The sequence below is a fragment of the Planococcus sp. APC 3900 genome (assembly GCF_030407735.1).
Taxonomy (GTDB): domain Bacteria; phylum Bacillota; class Bacilli; order Bacillales_A; family Planococcaceae; genus Planococcus; species Planococcus notacanthi.
The window spans coordinates 178267-200997 of sequence record NZ_JASDCT010000005.1 but is presented as its reverse complement, the minus strand read 5'-3'; the positions used below and the strand labels follow the sequence as shown (position 1 = coordinate 200997).

Sequence of the window (22731 nt, the reverse complement as noted above, 5' to 3'; positions counted from 1 at the left end):
AGGGGAAGATGATATGAAAATTGCCTTGATTGCCCATGACCGAAAGAAAGACGATCTGATCCAATTTGTTACAGCATATCAGCCGATATTGGCTAAGCACACGCTTTATGCGACTGGGACGACCGGCCAACGGGTCATTGATGGAACAGGACTGCCAGTCATCCGTTTTCAATCCGGCCCCCTTGGCGGCGACCAGCAGATTGGTGCCATGATAGCCAAAAATGAGATGGATATGGTCATTTTCTTCAGGGATCCATTGACTGCACAGCCTCATGAACCTGATGTAACGGCATTGATTCGCCTGTGTGATGTTTACGGAATCCCATTAGCCACCAATATGGGAACCGCTGAAGTGCTTTTGAAAGGGTTGCAGGAAGGCTTTATTGACTGGCGGCTGCTCGGAGAAAGAAGAGGATAGGAGAGAACATTGTGCGAAAAATGAAAATCGGCATCACCTGCTATCCAACGGTTGGAGGATCAGGTGTAATTGCCACGGAATTAGGGAAAATGCTGGCAGAAAAAGGGCACGAGGTGCATTTTATCACGTCCAGTACGCCTTTTCGCTTGAATAAAACATATGCAAATATCTACAGCCACCAAGTGGAAGTCAATACGTATTCCGTTTTCCAGTACGCACCTTATGACATTGCGTTGGCGACGAAAATCGCGGAAGTCATCAAAAATGAAAAACTGGATCTGATGCATGTGCATTATGCAATTCCACATGCCGTCTGTGCCATTCTTGGGCGGGACATGGCAGGCTCCAACATCGGCATTGTGACGACTCTGCACGGTACGGACATAACAGTATTGGGGTCAGATTCTTCCTTGAAAGAAGCGATTCGCTACGGCATCGAGAAGTCCGATATCGTCACAGCCGTTTCAGATTCGTTACGAGATCAGACTTACGATCTTATTAAACCGGATAAAAAGATAGAAACAGTCTATAATTTTGTTGATGAAAGGGAGTATTTCCCGCAGGACTCTAAAGAACTGAAAGCTGAATTAGGAATAGAACCCGATCAGAAAGTGATGATCCATGTTTCCAATTTCCGGAACGTCAAGCGTGTCCAGGATGTTGTAGAGACATTTTCACAGGCACGTCAACAACTGGATTGTAAATTATTGCTGGTCGGGGATGGACCTGAAATGGGACGGATCATTCAGCAAGTGCAGGATCTTGGATTGGAAGATGACGTGTTGTTCCTTGGAAAACGGGACAGCCTGGCAGAATTCTATAATATCAGTGACATCAAAATTCTTCTTTCTGAAAAAGAAGCGTTCGGCTTAGTGTTGCTGGAAGCGATGGCATGCGGGGTGCCGGTGATCGGCTCCAATATCGGAGGAATGCCCGAAATTATCGAACCGGGCGTGAATGGCTACCTGGTCGAATTGGGTGACACAAAACAGGCCGCTGAATACGCAATCGAAATGATGAGCGATGAGAACAAGCTGGAGAAATTGCGGCAAGGTGCTTTGAAAACAGTGGCTGAACGTTTCCATTCCTCTAAAATCCTGAAATATTATGAAGGCTTGTATGAACGCTTGCTGGCAAAGGATGACACACAATGAAGACGGCCATCAAAGTGATCGGCATCTTGCAGAAAGCAGGTTTCGAAGCTTACATGGTCGGTGGAGCAGTGCGCGATTTTCTGCTCGGCCAGACGCCTCATGATATCGATGTGGCTTCTTCCGCATCACCGCAGCAAGTGAAAACGCTGTTCAAGCGAACGGTCGATACGGGAATTGAGCATGGCACTGTGTTGGTGCTGATTGACGGTGAAGGCATAGAAGTGACGACATTTCGGACGGAAGGCAGTTATTCCGATAACCGCCGGCCTGATTCGGTGGAGTTTGTCCAATCGTTAGAAGAGGATTTAAAGCGCCGCGATTTCACCATCAATGCGATGGCGATGACGGAAACCTTGAAAATCATCGATCCGTTTGGCGGGACAGAAGATCTCCGAAAGCATATTATTCGTGCGGTGGGAGAACCAGATCAGCGCTTTCAAGAAGACGCACTGCGCATGCTGCGAGCGGTGCGTTTTTCGGGGCAGCTGGATTTTTCAATCGAGCAACACACACTTGAGTCAATCCGCCGCCATGCGTCGTTGATCCAATCCATCGCGGTCGAACGTTTAAAGTCGGAAATCGATAAGATATTCACCAATCCTCGTACGGCCCGCAGCATGGAGTATCTGGGGAAAACGGATTTAACGGCTTTTCTTCCCGCCGGCAAGCTTTTCGAAATGGATTGGAGCCGTTACGAATCCAGCGGCAAAGCGGTATTTGGCTGGTTTTATTTATTGCATAAAAACAATCGGCCATTTTCAGAAATAAAGGATTACCGTTTTTCAAATGAAGACAAGCGGCTCATAGAGAAAAGCCTGGAGTTGGCCAAGCTGGAATTTTGGGATCAATGGACGTTCTACTATTATGCCGTTGACCAATTGGAGATGGCAGCTAAAGCAAGCGGGAAATTGCTTGACCCGGCAGCCGCCAAAGCCGAATTGCCCATTCAATCAAAATCCGATCTCGCAGCAAGCGGACGGGAGTTTATGGAATGGAGCGGAGAGCGTTCCGGCCCATGGCTGAAAGTGTGGATAGAAAAGTTGGAAAAACTGATTGTCTATGGTGAATTGAAGAATGACAAAGAACTCATAAAGGACTGGTTTGTGAATGAATATCACCGTCACGCATAAGTTAGCGAAGCGATTAATCGAATCGAACGGTGAAGCCGTGTCGGGCCAACAATTGGCAGAAGAATTCGGAATTTCCCGGACAGCAATCTGGAAGCACATCAAGGAGCTTGAAGAAAAAGGCTATGCCATTGAGTCAGTCAAGAAAAAAGGCTACCGCATCGTTTCCATTCCGGATACATTAGAGCCCTTGGCCATTCAAACAGGATTGAAGACGAAACACATCGGACAGAACATCGAATATGTGGAAAGCTGCTCTTCGACTCAAATCATCGCCCATAAACTGGCACAGGAAGGGGCGCCAGGCGGCACTGTCGTGCTGACAGAGACGCAGACAGCCGGACGTGGGAGAATGGCCCGGAAATGGGATTCAGCAGCAGGAAAAGGTGTCTGGATGAGCGTTATCCTGCGGCCGGATGTCGTGCCGCAAAAAGCGCCTCAGTTTACGCTGGTCACTGCCGTCGCAGTGGTAAGAGCGATTGAAGAAGTCACCAAATTGCAGCCGAAGATCAAATGGCCGAATGACATTCTCCTGAACGGCAAAAAGTGTACCGGCATTTTGACAGAGCTGCAGTCAGATGCAGATGGCATTCAGGCATTGATCATCGGCATCGGCTTGAACATCAATCAAGAGAAAACGGATTTCGATCCGGAAATCCAAGCTATTGCGACTTCGCTGAAGATGGAGAGCGGGGACACAGTAAGCCGCCAAAAACTGGTCCAGTCCCTGCTGTATTACTTGGAAATTTATACACAGATGTACATTGAAGAAGGCTTCGGCCTGCTGAAAGTCATGTGGGAAAGCTACTCGACGACCATCGGACACCCGATCCGGGCGCGTATGACGAACCAGACACTTGAAGGCATCGCTGAAGGCATCACCGAAGACGGAGTTCTGCAATTGCGGACAGCGGACGGCAAACTCCACGGCATCTATTCAGCTGATATCGAAATGACCAACTAGAGGGTGCAGGATTCATTCCTGGCATATTGCCTCCAACTTGCATAACCCTTAAGCATGGAATATGTTTTTTTCTGGATTTCTGGTATAGTGTTTTTAACGGGCAGTATCGCTTGCGAACTGCACCGAACAACCGCAACACACCCAAAAATTCATAGTAATCTAGTTCTGCCTTGATCACTTATACGACAGGGACGGAGGAAACCAAACGTACATTTACTGTCCTTCTGTCTTTTTTTTCGGCGGAAGGGCTTTTTATATGGTTTTCTTCCCGAGAGGAGAGAAAAAATTGTTGATTTTACAGACGGTGGACGAACTTAAAAAATGGGTTCGGGAAACCAAAAAAGCAGGCGAGACCATTGGTTTAGTGCCGACGATGGGTTTTTTGCATGAAGGGCATTTATCTTTAGTGGAAAAGGCCAAGTCAGAAAACGACAGGGTAGTCATGAGCATTTTCGTCAACCCTGCGCAATTTGGACCGAATGAAGATTTCGACCGCTACCCGAGAGACCTTGATCGCGATCGGCAGCTGGCTGAAGGAGCAGGGACGGATGCAATTTTTGTACCGGGTGTAGAAGAGATGTATCCACGGGAAAGCCAAATCAAAATTACAGCCGGTGCACAGGCGGATGTCCTGTGCGGCGCTAAAAGACCTGGACATTTTGATGGCGTGCTGAAAGTAGTCACCAAGCTGTTTCATTTAACTGAGGCGGATATGGCGTATTTCGGCCAAAAAGATGCCCAGCAGTTGGCGATCATTGAGTCGTTGGTTGCAGATTTCAATTTTCCGATGGCAATCCGCCGTGGGGATACTGTCCGCGAAGAAGATGGATTGGCAAAAAGCTCACGTAATGTTTATTTGAGTGCTGCTGAACGCGATGAAGCGCCTCATTTGAAAAAAGCATTAGAGATGGGCAAGAACCTATTTTTGCAGGGGCAGGATCCGATTGCGCCAATGACTGACTATCTCACCAAAAACACGTCCGGAAAAATCGATTACATCGAATTGCTCGATTATCCGACTTTGACCGCGGATATTCAAAACGATGCTATATTGGCTTTGGCTGTGCAATTCGAAAAAGCACGATTAATCGATAATATCATTTTTAACCCAAAGGAGAACTGACTCATGCTTAGAATGATGCTGAATTCAAAAATCCACCGTGCAACGGTGACAGAAGCTGACTTGAATTATGTAGGAAGCATTACCATCGATCAGGATTTGCTGGATGCTGTGGGGATGCTGCCAAATGAAAAAGTGCATATCGTCAATAATAATAATGGCGCCCGTTTTGAAACGTACATCATTGCCGGAGAACGCGGCAGTGGCGTGATTTGTGTGAATGGAGCAGCAGCGCGCCTGGTGCAGCGTGGGGACATCGTCATTATCCTTTCCTATGCCTATGTCATGAACGAAAATGCCCGTGACCACAAACCAACTGTTGCCATTATGAATGCCGACAATCAAATCAAGGAAATCATCCATTACGAACCTGAAGCAACCGTCATGTAAATTGTGCAGCCTCCGATATGATTCGGGGCTGTTTTTCTTTTGCCTGAAGTAAAGCAAGAAGATTGAATTTTCATCTTGAAAGCGGAAAGCCGCTGGATATGTTACAATTTTTTTAGGCTAACACCTAAGAAAGAGGGGCTAAGATGAACACGCAAAAGTATGTCGTTGTCGATATTGAAACAACGGGCCATTCCCCTGCAAAAGGTGACCGGATTATTCAACTCGCAATGGTAACGATTGAAAACGGTGTAATTACCGATACATATACAAAATTCATCCATCCGGGACGCACGATTCCATTATTTATACAGGATCTGACGAATATTACAGACGAAGATGTGAAGGATGCTAAAGCTTTTGAGTTTTATGCTGAAACGGTTTTCGAAAAAATGCAGGATGCGATTTTTGTTGCACACAACACCAATTTTGATCTGCCTTTCCTGCAGGCCGAACTAAAACGCAGCGGTTTGCCGAAATGGCATGGCATTACGATGGATACGGTTGAATTGGTGCGGTTGATGTACCCGACGGCATTCAGCTATAAGTTGCAGGACATCACTTCAGAGCTGGGGATTCCGCTCGAAAGTGCCCATCGTGCAGATGATGATGCGATGGCGACAGCCTTGTTGTTTTTGCGTGCCAAAAATGACTTGGAATCCTTGCCTTACGATACTTTGGCCTTTCTTCACAAACGTTCTTTCCAATTGAAGTCGGATCTGTCGCGCCTATTTTTTGAATTGACACAAAAGAAAAGAAATGCTCAGGCAGACGAGTTCGACCGTTTCCAGGGAATTCCCCTGAAGCCCCGAAAATCATTTTCGTCTGATCCGGAACAGCAAAGTTCATTGCCGCGCGATTGGCGGGAGGGGCTTGAAACAGTCTTTCCGAATTTTGAGAAGCGGCCGAGCCAGTATGGCATGATGGCTTCCATTGAAGATGCATTGCTGCATAAAAAAGAGCTGGTCATCGAAGCATCGACGGGAATGGGGAAAACGATTGCCTATTTGCTTCCCGCGGTCAACTATGCCCTGGACACAGGCAGGCAAGTCATGATCAGCACCTATACGACACACCTTCAGGATCAGCTGGTCCTGAAAGAAGGCCGGATGGTCGAGCAATTCATTGGAGCGCCTGTGCGCATTTCGTTGATCAAAGGGTTATCGCATTACATCGATTTGGGGCGTTTTGTCGAGTTGCTCCACGGAGATGACGAATCCTATGACGAGACGTTCACCATCATGCAGGTCCTGGTCTGGCTTACAGCCACCGAAACCGGTGACTTAAACGAACTCAATTCATCGAGCGGCGGACAATTTGTACTCGACAAAATACGGCGTTCCCATATACGGAAACTGTCGAAGCAAGAAAAGAAAGCCGACTTTTACGAATTTGCCTTAAATCAGGCGAAGCATGCCCATGTCATCGTCACCAACCATGCGTTTCTGCTCAATCAGCATTTGAGCAAAAAATCAATACTGGCCAGTGTCGATGCCTATATCTGGGATGAAGCCCATCAGGTTGTCCAGGCAGCTGTTTCCCAGCATGAGAAAACCTTTGTCTATACCCAATGGAAATACATTTTCGGCCAGCTCGGCAGTTTTGATGATCAGCAATTATTCCGTGCTTTATACGACGCGGCCAACCGGACCGGCTTTTCGACTGTGCCGGAATTGCTCAAGCTGGAATCGCTGTTTTTAAAATTCACCACGCTGTTCGATGAGGTTTCGAATTTATTGGCTGATGAGTTCGCCGCTAAATTCGCCTCGAGCCGACATAAGAAAAATGCCTCGCTTTTAAGCGAACTGTATCTTGAAGACAGCCGTTTCCTGGAACTGCTGCGTTATTTGAACGAATGGATCGATTTGTCACAGCTCATCCTGCAAAAAGCAGAGCGCCTGACGGAAAAAACCATTCAAGACCAGCTGACGATCGCCGACTGGCGCTATTGGACGGAAGAAATGATGGTTAAAGCCGTTGAATTCAGTGAAATCTTCGTGTTCCCTCTGACGGACGAAGTAAGTTGGATTGAAGGGGATATGAGAAGTCTGCCGACCAGCTTATCGCTCTATAAACGTCCCTTTGCAGTGGCTTCATTAGTGGATAAGGTCATGGCTGATGCACGTCAGGATAAAGCGGTCATCTGGTTGTCCGGCACAATGACTGTACCTGCCAACGAACGTTTTATCGTCAACCAAATCGGCATTCCGCAGCATGTGTCTATCCTGAAATTTGAACCGCCAAAAGATTTTTATCAAGGTGCGCATGTATATATTGTGGAAGACATGCCGGATATCCAGAAAGTTTCCCAGCATGAATACATTGAATCCGTAGCGGATGCCGTCATTCAGACGGTGATTGTAACAGAAGGACGTTGTTTTGTGCTATTTACGTCACAGGATATGCTCCGGAAAACAGTGGATTTGATTCAAGACACAGGTTTGCTCGATGATTATATGCTGTTTGCCCAAGGCATTTCATCCGGCAGCCGTATGAAATTATTGAAATCTTTCCAGCGCTTCCAGAAATCTGTGTTGTTTGGCACAAACAGTTTTTGGGAAGGGGTCGATGTACCAGGGGATGCACTTCGTGCGGTCGTCGTGGTGCGTTTGCCTTTCACCTCGCCGGATGAACCAATCTTCAAAGCGCGTTCTGAAGTTATTACCCGTGAAGGCGTTAATCCATTTTTGCAATATGCACTGCCTGAAGCGGTGCTTCGCCTGCGTCAAGGATTCGGCAGGCTGATCCGTTCCAAAAATGACAAAGGCCTGTTCATCGTGCTGGATCGCCGGATCGAGACGAAATCCTACGGACGGGAATTCATAAGTGCTTTGCCGAAAGTCAAAGTATCGAAAGTGTCTCTAGAAAAGATGGTAACGGATATTGAAGCTTGGTATAATAAGCAGTGATATAACGAAAGGAAGGCGCATGCATGGAATCCAAAATTGAAGTGATCTCTACAGTAGAGCTTACGTATCAGTCAGATTTATATAAAGTGGTGGACGCCTTGAACCGCACTTTAAAAGACAAGAATTTAATGTTCGGCCTGGCGCTTGACAAAGAAGACTCTGAAAAAGCAATTTTTACAATATATAAAACATAGGTGATGAAATGAAACAATGGATCACATTCATACTCGGTTTTCTGTCTTTTTTGGCCGTTGCCATCATCATCCTGATATTGTTTCTTGGCAATAAACCCTATTCCGAAACCGAAGAGTTGGCAATTGACCGCGCTAAAAGCGAGCAATTGATTGAAGAAGTGGAACGGGCCTATGTCTATACCAATTCGGCCGCTTCTGTGACGGTGCTCGGCACTAACAGCAAGGGTGAACTCGTTGCAGTCTTTGTTCCGACAGGGGAAGGCAAGCTGCAGGCAATTCCGTTGGAAGATAAGATAACGGCGCAGCAAGCCAGAGAAATTGCCCTTGCTGAAATGGATGTCAAAGAAATACTGCATACCAGACTTGGGATGGAAAAAGACGGACCGGTCTGGGAGATCGCTTTTCTCAATGAAAAAGACAGCTTGAATTATGTTTATTTATCAGCAGGCGATGGAACCTGGTGGAAACGCATATTGAATTTGTGAAAGGGCGGAAAAAATTTGATCAACTTAGCGAATCGTGTACAAACTTTAACACCTTCAACAACCTTGGCAATCACTGCAAAGGCAAATGAGCTTAAGGCACAAGGAGTCAATATCATCGGCCTCGGTGCCGGGGAACCGGATTACAATACGCCAGAAAACATCCTGGAAGCTGCTTATCAGTCAATGAAAGACGGCAAGACCAAGTATACGCCAGCAGGCGGATTGCCTGCTTTAAAAGAAGCCATCATCAATAAATTACAGCGCGATCAGCAGCTGAGCTATCAGCCGAAAGAAGTTATGGTCGGAATCGGTGCTAAGCATGTACTTTATACATTATTTCAAGTGCTCTTGAATGAAGGTGACGAAGTAATTATTCCGATTCCTTATTGGGTCAGCTATCCTGAACAGGTGAAATTGGCACAGGGTGTTCCGGTATACATAGAAGCGACAGCCAGCCAGGAATACAAAATTTCTCCTCAGCAATTAAGAGAAGCCATTACTGACCGGACAAAAGCGGTTATCATCAACACGCCTAGCAATCCGACAGGGATGATTTATTCGAAAGAGGAGTTGGAAGCACTGGCGGAAGTTTGCCGTGAATTTGATATCCTCATCGTTTCAGATGAAATCTATGAAAAGCTGATCTACGGAGACGTTGGACATACGTCCATCGCGACTCTTTCAGAAGATGCAAAGAACCGCACGATTCTGATCAACGGCGTTTCGAAATCGCATTCAATGACAGGTTGGCGCATCGGTTACGCAGCCGGAGATGCCCAACTGATCAAAGCGATGACGGATTTGGCGAGCCATTCAACATCCAATCCGACAACAACTTCGCAATATGCGGCAATCGAAGCCTATAATGGGCCACAGGATGCAGTAGAGGAAATGCGGCAGGCATTTGAAAGCCGATTGGAAGCCATATTCCCGAAACTGCAGGCAATTCCAGGCTTCCAAGTGATTCGCCCTCAAGGCGCGTTCTACTTATTGCCGGATGTTTCAGAAGCTGCAGAAAAAACAGGCTTCACATCGGTTGATGATTTTGTTGCGGCTTTATTGACAGAAGCAAATGTTGCGGTGATTCCGGGTTCTGGATTCGGTGCACATTCAACAATTCGTCTGTCCTATGCGACTTCGCTTGAAACGTTGACGGAAGCCGTGGAACGGATCCATCAATTTGTTACATCAAAATGGAAAGACTAAGACAACCTAATTCTTTGGAGGCTATCGCTGGATGAAAAAAATTACTATTGCCGAAATGGCTAAATATAATGGGGAAACAGTTAAGTTAGGGGCTTGGATCGCCAATAAGCGTTCGAGTGGAAAAATTGCATTTTTGCAGCTGCGTGACGGTTCTGGATTTGTGCAAGGTGTTGTCGTAAAAGCTGAAGTGGGAGAGGAATTATTCGCAACAGCTAAGGGATTGACGCAAGAAACATCTCTTTATGTAACAGGGGAAGTAAAAGAGGACGAACGTTCTGCGTTCGGCTATGAGCTTGCTGTTACAGGCATTGAAGTGATTCATGAAGCAAAGGATTTCCCGATTACACCAAAAGAGCATGGTACGGAATTTCTGATGGACAACCGCCATTTATGGCTTCGTTCGCGCAGACAGCATGCCATCATGAAAATCCGCAACGAAATCATTCGTGCGACTTATGAATTCTTCAACGAAAACGGCTTTGTAAAAGTAGATCCACCGATTTTGACGGGTTCATCACCAGAAGGGACATCTGAGTTGTTCGCAACGAAATATTTCGATGAAGATGCTTACCTGTCACAGTCAGGACAGCTTTACATGGAAGCCGCTGCAATGGCACTTGGAAAAGTATTCTCGTTCGGACCTACTTTCCGCGCAGAGAAATCCAAAACTCGCCGCCATTTGATCGAGTTCTGGATGATCGAGCCTGAAATGGCATTTATGGAACACGAAGAAAGCCTGGAAGTGCAGGAGCAATACGTCTCCCACATCGTCCAATCTGTCTTGAAAAACTGCAAATTGGAATTGGAACGTCTTGAAAGAGATGTATCGAAACTTGAAAAAATAAAAGCACCATTCCCGCGCGTTTCTTATGATGATGCCATCAAATGGTTGAACGAAAATGGCTTTGATGACATCAAATGGGGCGAAGATTTCGGGGCTCCACACGAAACGGCTTTGGCAGAAAGCTACGATATGCCGATTTTTATCACCAATTACCCGATTGGCATCAAGCCGTTCTATATGCAGCCGCATCCGGACCGTGATGATGTGGTCTTGTGTGCAGATATGATCGCACCTGAAGGCTATGGGGAAATCATCGGAGGATCAGAACGTATCCACGATTACGACTTAATGAAACAACGCATCCAGGAACATGGACTGGATGAAGAAGCTTATGCATGGTACTTGGACTTGAGCAAATTCGGGGCTGTGCCTCATTCTGGTTTCGGCTTAGGCCTTGAACGGACGGTTGCATGGATCAGCGGCGTTGAACACGTCAGAGAATCGATTCCATTCCCGCGTCTATTGAACAGATTGTATCCTTAAAAATAAATAAATGGAAAGGTGGTTGGGATATGAAACAACCTAATCGGCTGCAAACGTGGATCGAGCAGGGGAATGTTAACATTTCCCAGCTTTTTTTTCAGTTTTATAAAGAACTGAAGATTACAGACGAAGAAGCTATGCTGCTCATACACATTCAGGCATTCCAACAAACTGGGAACCAATTTCCAACGCCTGATGAAATTGGAGCACGTATGATGACTTCGCAAAAAAGCGTAACGACGATGTTGCAAAAGTTGATGCAGCAAGGATATCTAGCAATTGAACAAACGACAGAAAATGATGTGCTGACGGAAATCATTTCTTTGCAGCCTTTATGGGACCGACTGCTGGATTGTGTGTTCAAAGAACAACACGAAGTGAAAGAAAACACCCAGAAGGAATTGGAAGGAGAGATATTCCAATTGTTCGAACAAGAATTCGGACGTTTTCTTTCTCCGATGGAAATCGAAACCATCTCGATGTGGATGGACCAGGATGGCCATACGCCGGAAGTGATTCGGATGGCATTGAAAGAAGCGGTCATTTCACAAAAAATCAGTCTCCGTTATGTGGACCGGATTTTATTCGAATGGAAAAAGAAAAACATCAAAACTTCCACGCAAGTCACCAAACACGCAAGCTCTTTCAGAGAGAAAAATATCCGGATTCAGCCGACAGAAAACGTTGCGAAAAAAGTTCAGTTTTACAATTGGCTGGAAGACCGCAATTAGAAGGTGAAGTAGATGATGTCCAAAAAAGAATGGCTTGCCTGTCTCGAAGAAATGGATCGGATGTTTCCGGATGCCCATTGTGAGTTGGTTCACCGGAACCCGTTCGATTTGCTGATTGCCACCCTGCTGTCTGCGCAATGTACTGATAAGTTGGTGAACAGGGTGACGGCTGACTTATTCCAGAAATACCATACGCCTGAAGATTATGTATCGGTTTCTTTAGAAGAATTGCAGCAGGATATCCGTTCGATCGGCCTGTTCCGGAACAAAGCCAAAAATATTCAGGCGCTGAGCCGAATCCTGATCGATGAATACGGCAGCATCGTGCCTGCCGATCGCGATCTTTTGATGACACTTCCCGGAGTTGGACGCAAAACAGCCAATGTGGTTGTTTCCGTGGCTTTTGGCATACCGGCTTTAGCAGTAGATACCCATGTGGAACGTGTGGCCAAACGACTCGGATTGAACCGTTGGAAAGACAATCCGCTGCAGGTGGAAGAGACGATCATGAAAAAGACGCCAGCGGACGATTGGTCCAAGACACATCACCAAATCATCTTTTTCGGCCGCTACCATTGCAAATCACAGAACCCGGGCTGCCACATCTGTCCGCTGTTTGACCGTTGCCGTGAAGGGCAGAAACGCGAGAAAAAAGGACTTGTCAAACGTGAAATCGTTACAGAAGTTAACTAAAGAACAACTCGATCCGTACTTTCTGGAATGGGACAGAATTTCAGTGGAACTGGCCGTTTTGCATAGGCAGCGCGAGAAACGCGCGAAAATGGTTCTAGAAGTTGGAATCGAGCTATATAAACGACTGTTGTCCCATTGCCGTGAAGCACTTGGAGAGCCGGATTTTGAGCCGTTGAATGGTTCGGAGCGCCTGTCCTTTATAGAAGGTTCTCTGGGTACATATGCTGCCTATCGACAGCTTGCGGAACTGTTCGCTGAATTGAAAAAAACAGTTGCCAGAAAACGCATTGAATTGAAGCGTTCACTTGAATGACAACACAAAACCCCCGAATGCATCTGCATTCGGGGGTTTTGTTGTTCAGTTATTATTTTCGTCTTCTTGTCCATTGCCATTATCGGCATTTCCGTTGCCATTGTTGCCATTGTTGCCGTTGCCGTTATTATTGCTTTCGGCATTGCCATTTCCACTGCTGTTGACAGAAGGCGTTTCGCTTTCCTTTTCTTCAGTTGGATCTGTTGGCTCTTCAATCGGTGCTTCTTCGGCTGGCTCTTCTTCAGCCGGTTCTTCTTCAGCTGGTTCTTCCTCAGCCGGTTCTTCTTCAGCTGGCTCTTCTTCAGCTGGTTCTTCTTCGACTGGTTCTTCTTCGACTGGTTCTTCTTCAACGGGCTCTTCTTCGACCGGTTCTTCTTCAACCGGCTCTTCGGCTGGTTCTTCTTCCGGTTCTTCAGGAGCAGCTGCAACTTCCACTACTGTTGAAGCAGGGTCGCTGCGTTGTGTACTGTTGACTGCTACGACACGGAATGTGTAAGTTTTTCCTTCTTCAAGTCCATTGAATGTGTAGGACTTGCTTGATGAAGTGGTAAGGACCGAGCGTGATCCGTCCACTTCAACGGAGACTTCAAAGGATACGTCATCGTCTCCATGATTCCACGACAATTGGGCTGAGCTTCCACTGACATTTGCGCGCAATCCGCTTGGTGTAGCCAAATCTTCTACAACGTAGCGCTGAGATACGGAATTCGGTTCGGTTCCGCGAGCGAAAAGCTCAGTGCTTCTCATGCTGTAGGGTGTAAATGCACTTGCCAGTTTCAGTGGAACAGATCCTACTTCGACAACTTTCTCGGTAACTGAATCCGGCTGTTCAAAACGGGCCGTTTCAGGAGAAGAAATCTCAGACATTACACTTTTGAATAAACGCTGAGCTAGCAAACGTTCATCCGATGCTGTGTCAATTGGTGTTTTTCGAGTAGGGTAGCCGCTCCAGACGGAAACTGCATAGTCCGTCGTATAACCCGCAAACCAGACATCTGGTGCTGAGCTGGAGTCTAAATTATAATCTTGCATTTCTTTGGCTGTATAGTTGGTGGTACCTGTTTTTCCCGCCAGGTCCAATCCGCTGATAGCCGCTTCTTTACCGGTAGCACCGGCGCGGTTGGGATCCATGACATCTCTCAAAATGTCCGTCACCATATAGGCAGTACTGTCTTTCATGGCTTGTACCGGCTCTGGTTCAACGATTTGCTCGGTCGAACCATCACGGAATACAATTTTCTTGATGGTGTGCGGTTTAATAAATTCCCCTTTATTCCCGAATGCTGCAAAAGCACCCGCCATATCGACTGTCGAAAACTCTGCTGATCCTAAAGCTGTTGATTCATAGATATTCTCCATATCGAGTCCAACATTCTTCATGAATTCGCCGGCGTTTTCAGTGCCTACTTCGGCCAGGGTTTTAACCGCCGGGATATTACGTGAACGGTAAAGTGCTTCACGGATCGTCATGCTTCCAAGGAATCGTCCATCTACATTTCGGACTTCCTGGCCATTGTCATCATAGGAGTAAGGTTCATCCACAACGGTTTGCCCAGTAGACCAGTCCAAGTATTCGATAGCTGGGCCATAATCCAGAATAGGTTTGATAATTGATCCTACTTGGCGACTGCCGTCAATTGCATAATTGTGGCGTACATCACCTGTATACTCACGAGCCGCTCCGACGGCACTGATTCCGCCTGTTTTCGTGTCTACGACGGTCATAGCCGATTGGACATTATCATCAAAGAACAAATCAGAAGCCATCGCTTCGTTTACTTTAGTTTGGACATATGGTTCCAATGTCGTGTAGATGGTGAGGCCTTCGTCCAGCGAGTAGTCGCCTTCCAATGATTCAAGTTCATCCTCTACCATTTCCATGAATGCAGTGTGTTCGCTGCTGGCCGTTTGAGGCTGGCGCTCACCTTCAGGAACCAGTGAGTCGGCAACAGGTGCTGCCTGCGCTTGTTCTTTTTCTTCTGTGCTGATTTTTTCGTGCTGATCCATTAGGCTTAAGACGACATTTCGGCGTTCTTCAGCACGTTCTATATTTGTGAACGGGTTATAGCCGTTCGGGCTCTGCGGCATTCCTGCAAGCAATGCAGCTTCAGCAAGCGTCAATTCGCCCAATGGTTTGCCATAGAAATATTCTGAAGCTGTTCCGAAACCGTAGATGTTTCCAGACATCAGGATTTTATTGAAATACATCTCGAAAATTTCTTCTTTTTCATATTCCTGCTCCAACTTAAAGGCCAGATAAGCTTCCTGTGCTTTTCGCTTTAAGGTCTTATCATTGGTCAGGAACGAGTTTTTAATGACCTGCTGGGTGATTGTGCTGGCTCCTTGAGATCCGAAGCCACCAGTGATATTAGCGATGACAGCTCCGCCTAAACGGATGACATCGATGCCGGAGTGTTTGTAAAAACGGTTATCTTCTGTTGCCAGAATGGCATCTTCCATTACTTTCGGGATGTCTTCGTAGTTAACATATTCCCGATTCTCTGCGGTAATATACGGAATTTCCGTTTCGCCGTCAGCTGCATAGAAGGTCGGGCTGATCGGGTCGCGCAGAAGTTCCTCATCAATCTCGGGTGCGCTGCTTGCGTAGTAGGCAAACAGGGATGCTCCGAATACCAGTCCCGCAATGCCGATGGCGAAGATCGCCATTAGGATCCGTTTCATCCATAAAACTACTGGGGATTTCTTTTTCTTTTTGTTGTTTGCTTTCTTTTGGCGTTCGATTGCTTTTCGGCGTTCTTCACGCGAAATTTGTTTGTCGCTCAAGATCGGTTCCTCACTTTCATATATATGATGGTGCTTAAAGCTTATTCAGAAGAGGCAAATAGTCGATGCGGGGGAATGCTCCAGGTGTAATTTCAAATGAAGTTTCTTCAATTTCCTGCAAAGTAACCGATTTTCTTCCGCCTGTTATCATCCGGTTCCAAAAAACTTCGAGTTCTGCAAAAGGCATGATGAAATAGCGCTGCCAGGAAGAGAATCGGATGATCATGAACGCCGTTCCATTTTGTTTTACCACTTGAGACATATGATGTATCTGGTGGTCATGAATGTTCTTCAATGGAAATGAAGTTTTGTTTTCCGTTTCTTTGGCTTCAAAGTCAATATAACGGCCATTCCAGACACCGTTATAGTCAGTTGTGGAAGGAGCTTGGAAATAGGCTTCCCGAATCACAGCTGCGCTTCTGGAAGGGTATTCTACTTTAACAATCTGCAGAGGTACCGGCTTCTTATGAATGACCGCCAATCCCAATTGAAGGTAATAATCATTGGTTTCATTCAGTTCATCCTCTAAAGTTTTGCCGCGGTTGCTGAAGGAAAAATCCTTCTTCTTTTTATTGGCCGCTTGCTCTTTGGCAGGTTGAGCAGTTGACGGAATGAATTTTTTCCCGTTCGGATAATTTATTGCCATTATGATACACCTCGCTTACTCTATCATATCACAAGCTCTTAGACGACTGATATGCTGAAAGGTTTCAACTTTATGTTCTAATAATAGCGGATTTCACCGGATGCTCCAACCCGAAAGAATGTCTGTTCGATAAAAGTCGTGTCACATTAGTGAATATGATAAACTAATGGCAATGGAGGGGTTGCACAATGACAGTTAGAGAACTCTCTTCCGCATTATACGATGAATGTGGAAAATGCCTGGACCGTTTTTATGAAATGCGTGAAAAAGACGCGGTCCCTGACTTTTATAAAGATGTTAAACCATATGCCGATTACTGGCATGGAAAAATAAATGAATGGCAAAAAGAATCGCTGCTATATATCCAGCAGCAGCGTCCGAAGTATGTACACAAGCCGACAATTGACACTGCGGCAGAAGGCATGACGCAGTTTTTTGTTCAAAGCTTCTACAAGGAAACGAGCAAGAAACGCTTTATCCAAACGATTCAAGCGGCTCAATATACATTGCAGACATTTATTTTGGCCATCGATGAAAAGAGTGCTGAAAATGATTAAGCGAAAAAAACTGCCTGAATTGATGAACGAATGGAAAACGGAACCGGACATGATGGAACGGATTGTCCATTGGCATACTAGACAGGAAAAACCGCCTCAATATGCTGATTTTCCACCGGAGATGCATGACAGCCTAAAAGCGGCACTCCGCAAAAAAGGCATTGAACAATTATATACCCACCAGCGCGAAGCGTTCGATTTGGCCACAGCGGGCAAATCGTTTACAGCAGTAACCCCTACAGCGTCAGGCAAATCGTATTGCTACCATTTGCCTGTCCTGCACAAGATTCTAAATGATCCAGGGGCGCGTGCGTTGTACTTGTTCCCGACGAAAGCGTTGGCACAAGACCAAAAAAGTGATCTGCATGACTTGATCGAAAAAACGGAAGAAGCGATTTTATCTTATACGTATGATGGAGATACTTCTCCTGCAATCCGGACAAAGGTACGCAAAGCGGGACAAATCGTCATGACCAACCCGGATATGCTGCATTCCGCGATTTTGCCGCATCATACAAAATGGGTCTCTCTTTTCGAGAACCTTCATTATATAGTGATCGATGAACTGCATACGTATAAAGGCATATTCGGGACACATGTAGCGCATGTCATCCGCAGACTGAAGCGGATCTGTGAGTTTTACGGAAGCGACCCAGTCTTTATTTGCACATCTGCCACCATCGCTAATCCGAAAGAACTGGCGGAAAACCTGACCAATAGCACCCATCAACTGATTGACCAGAACGGTGCACCCTCCGGCAAAAAGCATATTGTCTTCTACAACCCGCCGATTATCCATCCGACATTTGGCGTCCGCAGAAGCGCAATCCTGGAAGTACGAGATCTCGCCACCCATCTGATCAAAAACGGCATCCAGACCATCGTTTTTGCCAAGAGCCGCGTCCGCGTCGAAATGCTGGTGACGTATCTGCAAGCCATCACCAAAATGAAACTGCAGGACGACTCGATCAAAGGATACCGTGGCGGTTATTTGCCGACAGAGCGGCGAGCCATTGAAAAAGGGCTGCGCGATGGTTCAATACAATGCGTTGTGTCCACCAATGCCTTGGAGCTTGGTGTCGATATCGGCCAATTGCAGGCGTGCATCATGACAGGATATCCCGGCAATATTGCCAGCGCCTGGCAACAGGCGGGGCGTGCAGGGCGTCGGCAGGACGAATCCCTGGTCATTTACGTGGCACAGTCGACTGCACTGGACCAATACATCATCAACCATCCGGAATATTTGCTGGACCAGTCTCCGGAAGAAGCGCGCATCCATCCGGAAAACATCATCATTCTGATGGACCATTTGAAATGCGCTTCTTTTGAACTGCCATTCCGCATCGATGATCAATACGGGGAGTTCGAGGTGCAGGAGTTGCTTGAGTACCTGCAGGAAGAAGGGGTGCTTGTCCGGACCTCGGACCGCTGGCATTGGATGAGCGACCGTTTCCCGGCGCATGATATTTCGCTTCGCTCCGCTTCACAGGAAAATGTCGTCATCATCGACCAGTCTGTGCCCGCGGATACACGGGTGATAGGTGAGATGGACCGTTTCAGTGCAATGACGCTTTTACATGAAGAAGCCATCTACCTGCACCAAGGCATACAGTTCCAAGTGGAAATTTTGGATTGGGAAGAAAAGAAAGCCTATGTCCGGGAAGTCGATGTCGATTATTTCACCGATGCCAATTTGGCGGTCGAGCTCAAGGTGATGAGTGAAGACAAAGACAAGAAAATGAACAAATCGGAAGTGTTCTATGGAGACATCGCTGTTCTGGCAATGCCAACAATCTTCAAGAAAATCCGTTTTGATTCTCATGACAATATCGGTTCCGGTCCGATTTCGCTTCCTGCGGAAGAGCTGCATACTTCGTCGACTTGGCTGAGCTTCACCAAGCCGGAGGACTTCTCGGAATCGGAATTGTCGGATACGATGACCGGAGCGGCCTATGCCATCGAGTCGTTCATTCCGGTATTTGTCCAATGCGACCGCCGGGATGTCCATGTTGTGCCGCAAGTGAAGTCGCCGCATAATGATATGCCATCCTTTTTCATCCATGATTCCTATCCGGGTGGCATCGGCATCAGTGAACGGATCTACGATTTGTGGATGCCTTTGCTGGATAAGGCACAGCAGCATGTTTCAGAATGCCCGTGCCTTGATGGATGTCCATCATGCATTGGTGCACAGGATGCTGCCATCAGCATGAAAGGCCATGTCATCCGTTTGTTGGATGATCTCCGTAAAGAGGGGTGAAGAAAGATGTCGTTTGAAAATAAACTTCTCCAGATGAAAGGCATGCTGAAAAAGCAACCGGCCAAAAAGCAGCAGCCAAAAGCGGTTGAGCGGCCGCTCCATGAAGACAAATGGAATAAAATCGGGCTAGAGCTCGTCGAAAATAAATTCGGTTTTGTATACCGGAAAAAAATCGTTTACCCGCTCGATACCCACCATGGTTCAGTGGTTCTGAATGAACTGGATCCTGTGCTGAAAGCTTGGGAGAATGTGGATTTCGATCATCCGTTTAAACTGAGCGAGCAGGACCCTTTGGTGTTTTTCGATACGGAAACCACTGGCCTTAGCGGAACCGGCGCCTATATTTTTTTGATCGGCTTGCTGGTGAAACGCAGTGACCATTTTGAGATGATGCAATACATCATGCCGGACCCTTCACATGAAGCTGCGTTTTTGTATGAAACCGGTTTGTGGAAAAACGAGGATCCGATCATCTTTTCCTATAACGGAAAAAGTTTCGACTGGCCACAGCTGACATCCCGTTGGACCATGCACCGGCAGATTCTGCCGAAATTACCAGTTCCACGGCAAATTGACTTATTTCATGGCACCAAACGGATCTGGAAAAATGAATTGGCCCGGATGAAACTTAGTACCATCGAGGAAGAAAAGCTTGGTTTTATGCGTCAAGGGGATGTGCCGGGTTATTTGATCCCAGCCATTTATCTGGATGCGGTGAAAAGCGGCTTTCCAGAAGGTTTGGCAAAAGTGTTATACCACAATGAACTGGATATCTTGTCATTGGTGTCACTGTACGTGCTGTCGTCCAATCTTTTGATGGAGGATATGGAATCGGAAACAAGCGGCGCCTATACGAATATTGGGAAATGGTATGCGGATTTAAAGCAGTTTGATCAAAGTGCTGCGTATCTTGAACACGTCACCGCAGAAAGAGGCGCTTCTTCAGCATTGGCCCGTTATTTGCTCGCCATCCAAAAGAAGCGGGCGGGCCACCACGAGGAAGCCGTCAAATTGTTCAAGGAAGCGGCGCCTCATCTGCGCGGCAGCATCGAAGTGGAAGCGTGGATCCATGCGGCTAAACTGTATGAGCACCAATTGCACAATCTGGACCAGGCATTGATTATGGCCGGCTTTGCAAAAGAAGCCAGCGAGCATACGAAAGTACGCCAGTCATTGATTTCGGATATCCACAAAAGGATAACGCGGCTGGAAGAGAAAAAGCGAAAAAAACGCCCGGAACTTGATGAGAACTAAACACGAAAAATCCACCTTATGCTATACTTAGCGTAAGGTAGTTTTTTTATGGAAGGACGATTAAAATGGAAAATAAATTCACATCTAAAGATATACTGGAAAAAGATTTTAAAACAGGTATGCGCGGCTATAATCAGGATGAAGTAGATCATTTCCTCGATGAAATCATCCAGGATTACGAAGCCTTTTCAAAACGGATTGAACAATTGCAAAATGAAAACAAACGCTTGCGTATGGAATTGGAAGATACTCCAAGAAAACAGGCAACCCCGGCTCCAGGCACAACGAATTTTGATATTCTGCGCCGCCTATCCCATTTGGAGAACCACGTATTCGGCAACAAGCTGGATAATAAGTAAAACCATTGTTTTATTGCGCCAAATGACGTATACTAGTAAAGCCATTTGAAATTCTGGCAATCGCTCCGGCTTTTTAGCTGGAGAGGAAAGTCCATGCTCGCACGGTTCTGAGATGACCGTAGTGATCGCGCTCAGTGAAACAATAAGCTGAGGCAGCTAGCAATAGCTGACGGCGGGTAGAACGCCTAAGTCTTCGGATATGGCCGAAATACCCTGAAGGTGCCACAGTGACGGAGCTGTATAAGAAATTATACAGGTGGAACGAGGTAAACCCCGTGAGCGAGAAACCCAAATTATGGTAGGGGCACTTTTCTGAGGGAAATGAACCGATGAAGAGGCAGACGCAAGTTTGCAGATAGATGGTTGCTGTCCACTAGTACGAGGTGCAAACCGTTTGAGTACGTGGAAACAAAACATGGCTTATAGAATTTCACATGGTCTTAAAATGCTTATCAAAGGCTCTCCTGTCGGGGGAGCTTTTCTTCATATTGTGAGACAAACTTTTGAGCAGGGCTGGTTAGATCCTACTAATTTAACTGTGTGCTTGTGCTGAAATATAAAAATTTCTATAATCGCTTCGGCCACTTTCGGCATGGCGTCCGCCTGGCGCGATTTCTTCATACGTATTTTTCTTGCGATTGATGAAAAATAAAACAAACACCGAAAACTGAAATAGTGAACAACTGGAGAGGGAGTCGTTATGACAACATTTAAATTGCTCGCAACAGCCGCAATGGGCCTAGAGTCGATTGTAGCCAACGAAGTTAAAGAATTAGGATATGAAACACAGACAGAAAACGGCAAAGTATTTTTCGAAGGCAACGAACGCGATATCGCCAAAACAAATCTATGGCTGCGGACAGCTGACCGCGTCAAGATCATCGCCGGTGAATTCAACGCTTATACTTTTGATGAATTGTTTGAACAGACAAAAGCCATCGAGTGGGAAAAATTCCTGCCGGTGGACGCTGAATTCCCGGTACAAGGGAAATCGGTCAAATCGACGTTGCACAGTGTGCCAAACTGTCAGTCAATCGTCAAGAAAGCGATTGTTGAGCGTTTGAAAAAAGCGTATCACCGCAATTCATTCTTGGATGAAACAGGACCGCGCTTTAAAATTGAAGTCTCAATTTTGAAAGACAAAGTTCAATTGTCCATCGATACAAGCGGCGCTGGACTGCATAAACGTGGATACCGTCTGGATCAAGGGGAAGCGCCGTTGAAGGAAACCTTGGCTGCAGCTTTGGTGAAGTTATCAAGATGGACGCCGGACCGTCCGTTCGTAGATCCATTCTGTGGTTCAGGTACAATCGCTATTGAAGCGGCGATGATCGGGCAAAATCTTGCACCTGGCTACAACCGGGATTTTGACAGCGAAGAATGGCCGTGGATCGGCCAGAAGATTTGGGATGAAGTCCGCGAAGAAGCGGAAGAGTTGGCGAACTATGACCAACCCCTTAATATTCTGGGAACTGACATCGACCACCGCATGTTGAAAGTAGCGGAAGAAAATGCACGGGAAGCCGGTTTTGGCGACTTGATCCGCTTCGAGCAACGCCAAGTGAAGGATTTTGTCGCAACGGAAGAAAACGGCGTAGTCGTCGGCAACCCGCCATACGGCGAACGTATCGGTGAGATTGAAATCATTGAAGAAATGATTGCTGACATGGGCCGAGTTTTTGCACAACACCCGACGTGGTCGGTGTATATGCTGTCGTCTATGGGACGTTTCGAAACCCTATACGGGCAGCCGGCAACCAAAAAACGTAAATTGTTCAACGGGTTTATCCGTACGGATCTTTTCCAATTCTGGGGAGAACGTTCTAAAAAATAAATGAGA

General features: G+C 46.5%; 21 protein-coding genes and 1 other RNA gene. 20 read left to right on the top strand and 2 right to left on the bottom strand.

Going from position 1 to position 22731, the window contains the following annotated elements:
* The first annotated feature begins 13 nt into the window (after positions 1–13).
* From mgsA to QMA04_RS12145, 14 genes are all read left to right on the top strand, one after another.
* Positions 14–418 carry a methylglyoxal synthase gene (gene mgsA / locus QMA04_RS12210; protein ID WP_191714252.1) on the top strand — a complete coding sequence of 135 codons (405 nt, stop codon included), beginning with the start codon at positions 14–16 and terminating at the stop codon, positions 416–418.
* 11 nt (positions 419–429) lie between these two features.
* A complete protein-coding gene (bshA, locus tag QMA04_RS12205; protein WP_290186057.1) occupies positions 430–1572 on the top strand; it encodes an N-acetyl-alpha-D-glucosaminyl L-malate synthase BshA in 1143 nt (380 codons plus the stop codon).
* On the top strand, positions 1569–2702 hold the full coding sequence (locus QMA04_RS12200) for a CCA tRNA nucleotidyltransferase (protein ID WP_290186055.1): 1134 nt from the start codon (positions 1569–1571) through the stop codon (positions 2700–2702). The genes bshA and QMA04_RS12200 overlap by 4 nt, the downstream gene beginning before the upstream one ends.
* A complete protein-coding gene (locus QMA04_RS12195; protein WP_191714255.1) occupies positions 2680–3663 on the top strand; it encodes a biotin--[acetyl-CoA-carboxylase] ligase in 984 nt (327 codons plus the stop codon). Before QMA04_RS12200 ends, QMA04_RS12195 begins: the two co-directional genes overlap by 23 nt.
* Positions 3664–3949: 286 nt before the next feature.
* On the top strand, positions 3950–4786 hold the full coding sequence (panC, locus tag QMA04_RS12190) for a pantoate--beta-alanine ligase (RefSeq protein ID WP_290186053.1): 837 nt from the start codon (positions 3950–3952) through the stop codon (positions 4784–4786).
* Positions 4787–4789: 3 nt separating this feature from the next.
* Positions 4790–5173: an aspartate 1-decarboxylase gene (panD, locus tag QMA04_RS12185; RefSeq protein ID WP_290186051.1), complete on the top strand. Its 384-nt coding sequence runs from the start codon at positions 4790–4792 to the stop codon at positions 5171–5173.
* Positions 5174–5316: 143 nt separating this feature from the next.
* Complete coding sequence (gene dinG, locus QMA04_RS12180) at positions 5317–8079, top strand: ATP-dependent DNA helicase DinG (protein WP_290186049.1); 2763 nt, start codon at positions 5317–5319, stop codon at positions 8077–8079.
* A 23-nt stretch (positions 8080–8102) separates the two neighbouring features.
* Positions 8103–8273, top strand: coding sequence for a YpmA family protein (locus QMA04_RS12175; protein WP_191714259.1), 171 nt, complete (start codon positions 8103–8105; stop codon positions 8271–8273).
* Between the two features lie 8 nt (positions 8274–8281).
* Positions 8282–8758: a cell wall elongation regulator TseB-like domain-containing protein gene (locus QMA04_RS12170; RefSeq protein ID WP_290186047.1), complete on the top strand. Its 477-nt coding sequence runs from the start codon at positions 8282–8284 to the stop codon at positions 8756–8758.
* A gap of 15 nt (positions 8759–8773) precedes the next feature.
* Positions 8774–9964, top strand: coding sequence for a pyridoxal phosphate-dependent aminotransferase (locus QMA04_RS12165; protein ID WP_238943047.1), 1191 nt, complete (start codon positions 8774–8776; stop codon positions 9962–9964).
* 31 nt (positions 9965–9995) lie between these two features.
* Positions 9996–11291, top strand: coding sequence for an asparagine--tRNA ligase (asnS, locus tag QMA04_RS12160; protein ID WP_191714261.1), 1296 nt, complete (start codon positions 9996–9998; stop codon positions 11289–11291).
* A gap of 29 nt (positions 11292–11320) precedes the next feature.
* Positions 11321–12022: a DnaD domain-containing protein gene (locus QMA04_RS12155; RefSeq protein ID WP_191714262.1), complete on the top strand. Its 702-nt coding sequence runs from the start codon at positions 11321–11323 to the stop codon at positions 12020–12022.
* 12 nt (positions 12023–12034) lie between these two features.
* Positions 12035–12715: an endonuclease III gene (nth, locus tag QMA04_RS12150; RefSeq protein ID WP_191714263.1), complete on the top strand. Its 681-nt coding sequence runs from the start codon at positions 12035–12037 to the stop codon at positions 12713–12715.
* Positions 12690–13028 (top strand): YpoC family protein, encoded by a 339-nt coding sequence (locus tag QMA04_RS12145; RefSeq protein WP_290186043.1) that lies wholly within the window; start codon positions 12690–12692, stop codon positions 13026–13028. Before nth ends, QMA04_RS12145 begins: the two co-directional genes overlap by 26 nt.
* Positions 13029–13073: 45 nt before the next feature.
* On the opposite strand, the gene QMA04_RS12140 is transcribed toward QMA04_RS12145, so the two are convergent.
* Both QMA04_RS12140 and recU read right to left on the bottom strand, forming a co-directional pair.
* On the bottom strand, positions 13074–15812 hold the full coding sequence (locus QMA04_RS12140; protein WP_290186042.1) for a penicillin-binding protein 1A: 2739 nt from the start codon (positions 15810–15812) through the stop codon (positions 13074–13076).
* A 34-nt stretch (positions 15813–15846) separates the two neighbouring features.
* Complete coding sequence (gene recU / locus QMA04_RS12135) at positions 15847–16458, bottom strand: Holliday junction resolvase RecU (RefSeq protein WP_290186040.1); 612 nt, start codon at positions 16456–16458, stop codon at positions 15847–15849.
* Between the two features lie 188 nt (positions 16459–16646).
* Here recU and QMA04_RS12130 point away from each other — a divergent pair, with 188 nt between their 5' ends.
* The 6 genes from QMA04_RS12130 (at position 16647) to QMA04_RS12105 (ending at position 22725) form a co-directional block, all read left to right on the top strand.
* The gene (locus QMA04_RS12130) at positions 16647–17015 is read left to right on the top strand and encodes a YppE family protein (protein WP_191714267.1); all 369 of its coding nucleotides are present in this window, start codon (positions 16647–16649) and stop codon (positions 17013–17015) included.
* Positions 17008–19278, top strand: coding sequence for a DEAD/DEAH box helicase (locus QMA04_RS12125; RefSeq protein ID WP_290186039.1), 2271 nt, complete (start codon positions 17008–17010; stop codon positions 19276–19278). The genes QMA04_RS12130 and QMA04_RS12125 overlap by 8 nt, the downstream gene beginning before the upstream one ends.
* 6 nt (positions 19279–19284) lie before the next feature.
* Positions 19285–20532 (top strand): ribonuclease H-like domain-containing protein, encoded by a 1248-nt coding sequence (locus QMA04_RS12120; RefSeq protein WP_290186038.1) that lies wholly within the window; start codon positions 19285–19287, stop codon positions 20530–20532.
* Positions 20533–20597: 65 nt separating this feature from the next.
* Positions 20598–20891: a cell division regulator GpsB gene (gene gpsB, locus QMA04_RS12115; RefSeq protein WP_191714269.1), complete on the top strand. Its 294-nt coding sequence runs from the start codon at positions 20598–20600 to the stop codon at positions 20889–20891.
* 48 nt (positions 20892–20939) lie between these two features.
* Positions 20940–21319: RNase P RNA component class B (gene rnpB / locus QMA04_RS12110), an RNA gene on the top strand.
* Positions 21320–21591: 272 nt separating this feature from the next.
* Positions 21592–22725, top strand: a complete 1134-nt coding sequence (locus QMA04_RS12105) for a THUMP domain-containing class I SAM-dependent RNA methyltransferase (RefSeq protein WP_191714270.1) — start codon at positions 21592–21594, stop codon at positions 22723–22725.
* Positions 22726–22731: the final 6 nt, after the last annotated feature.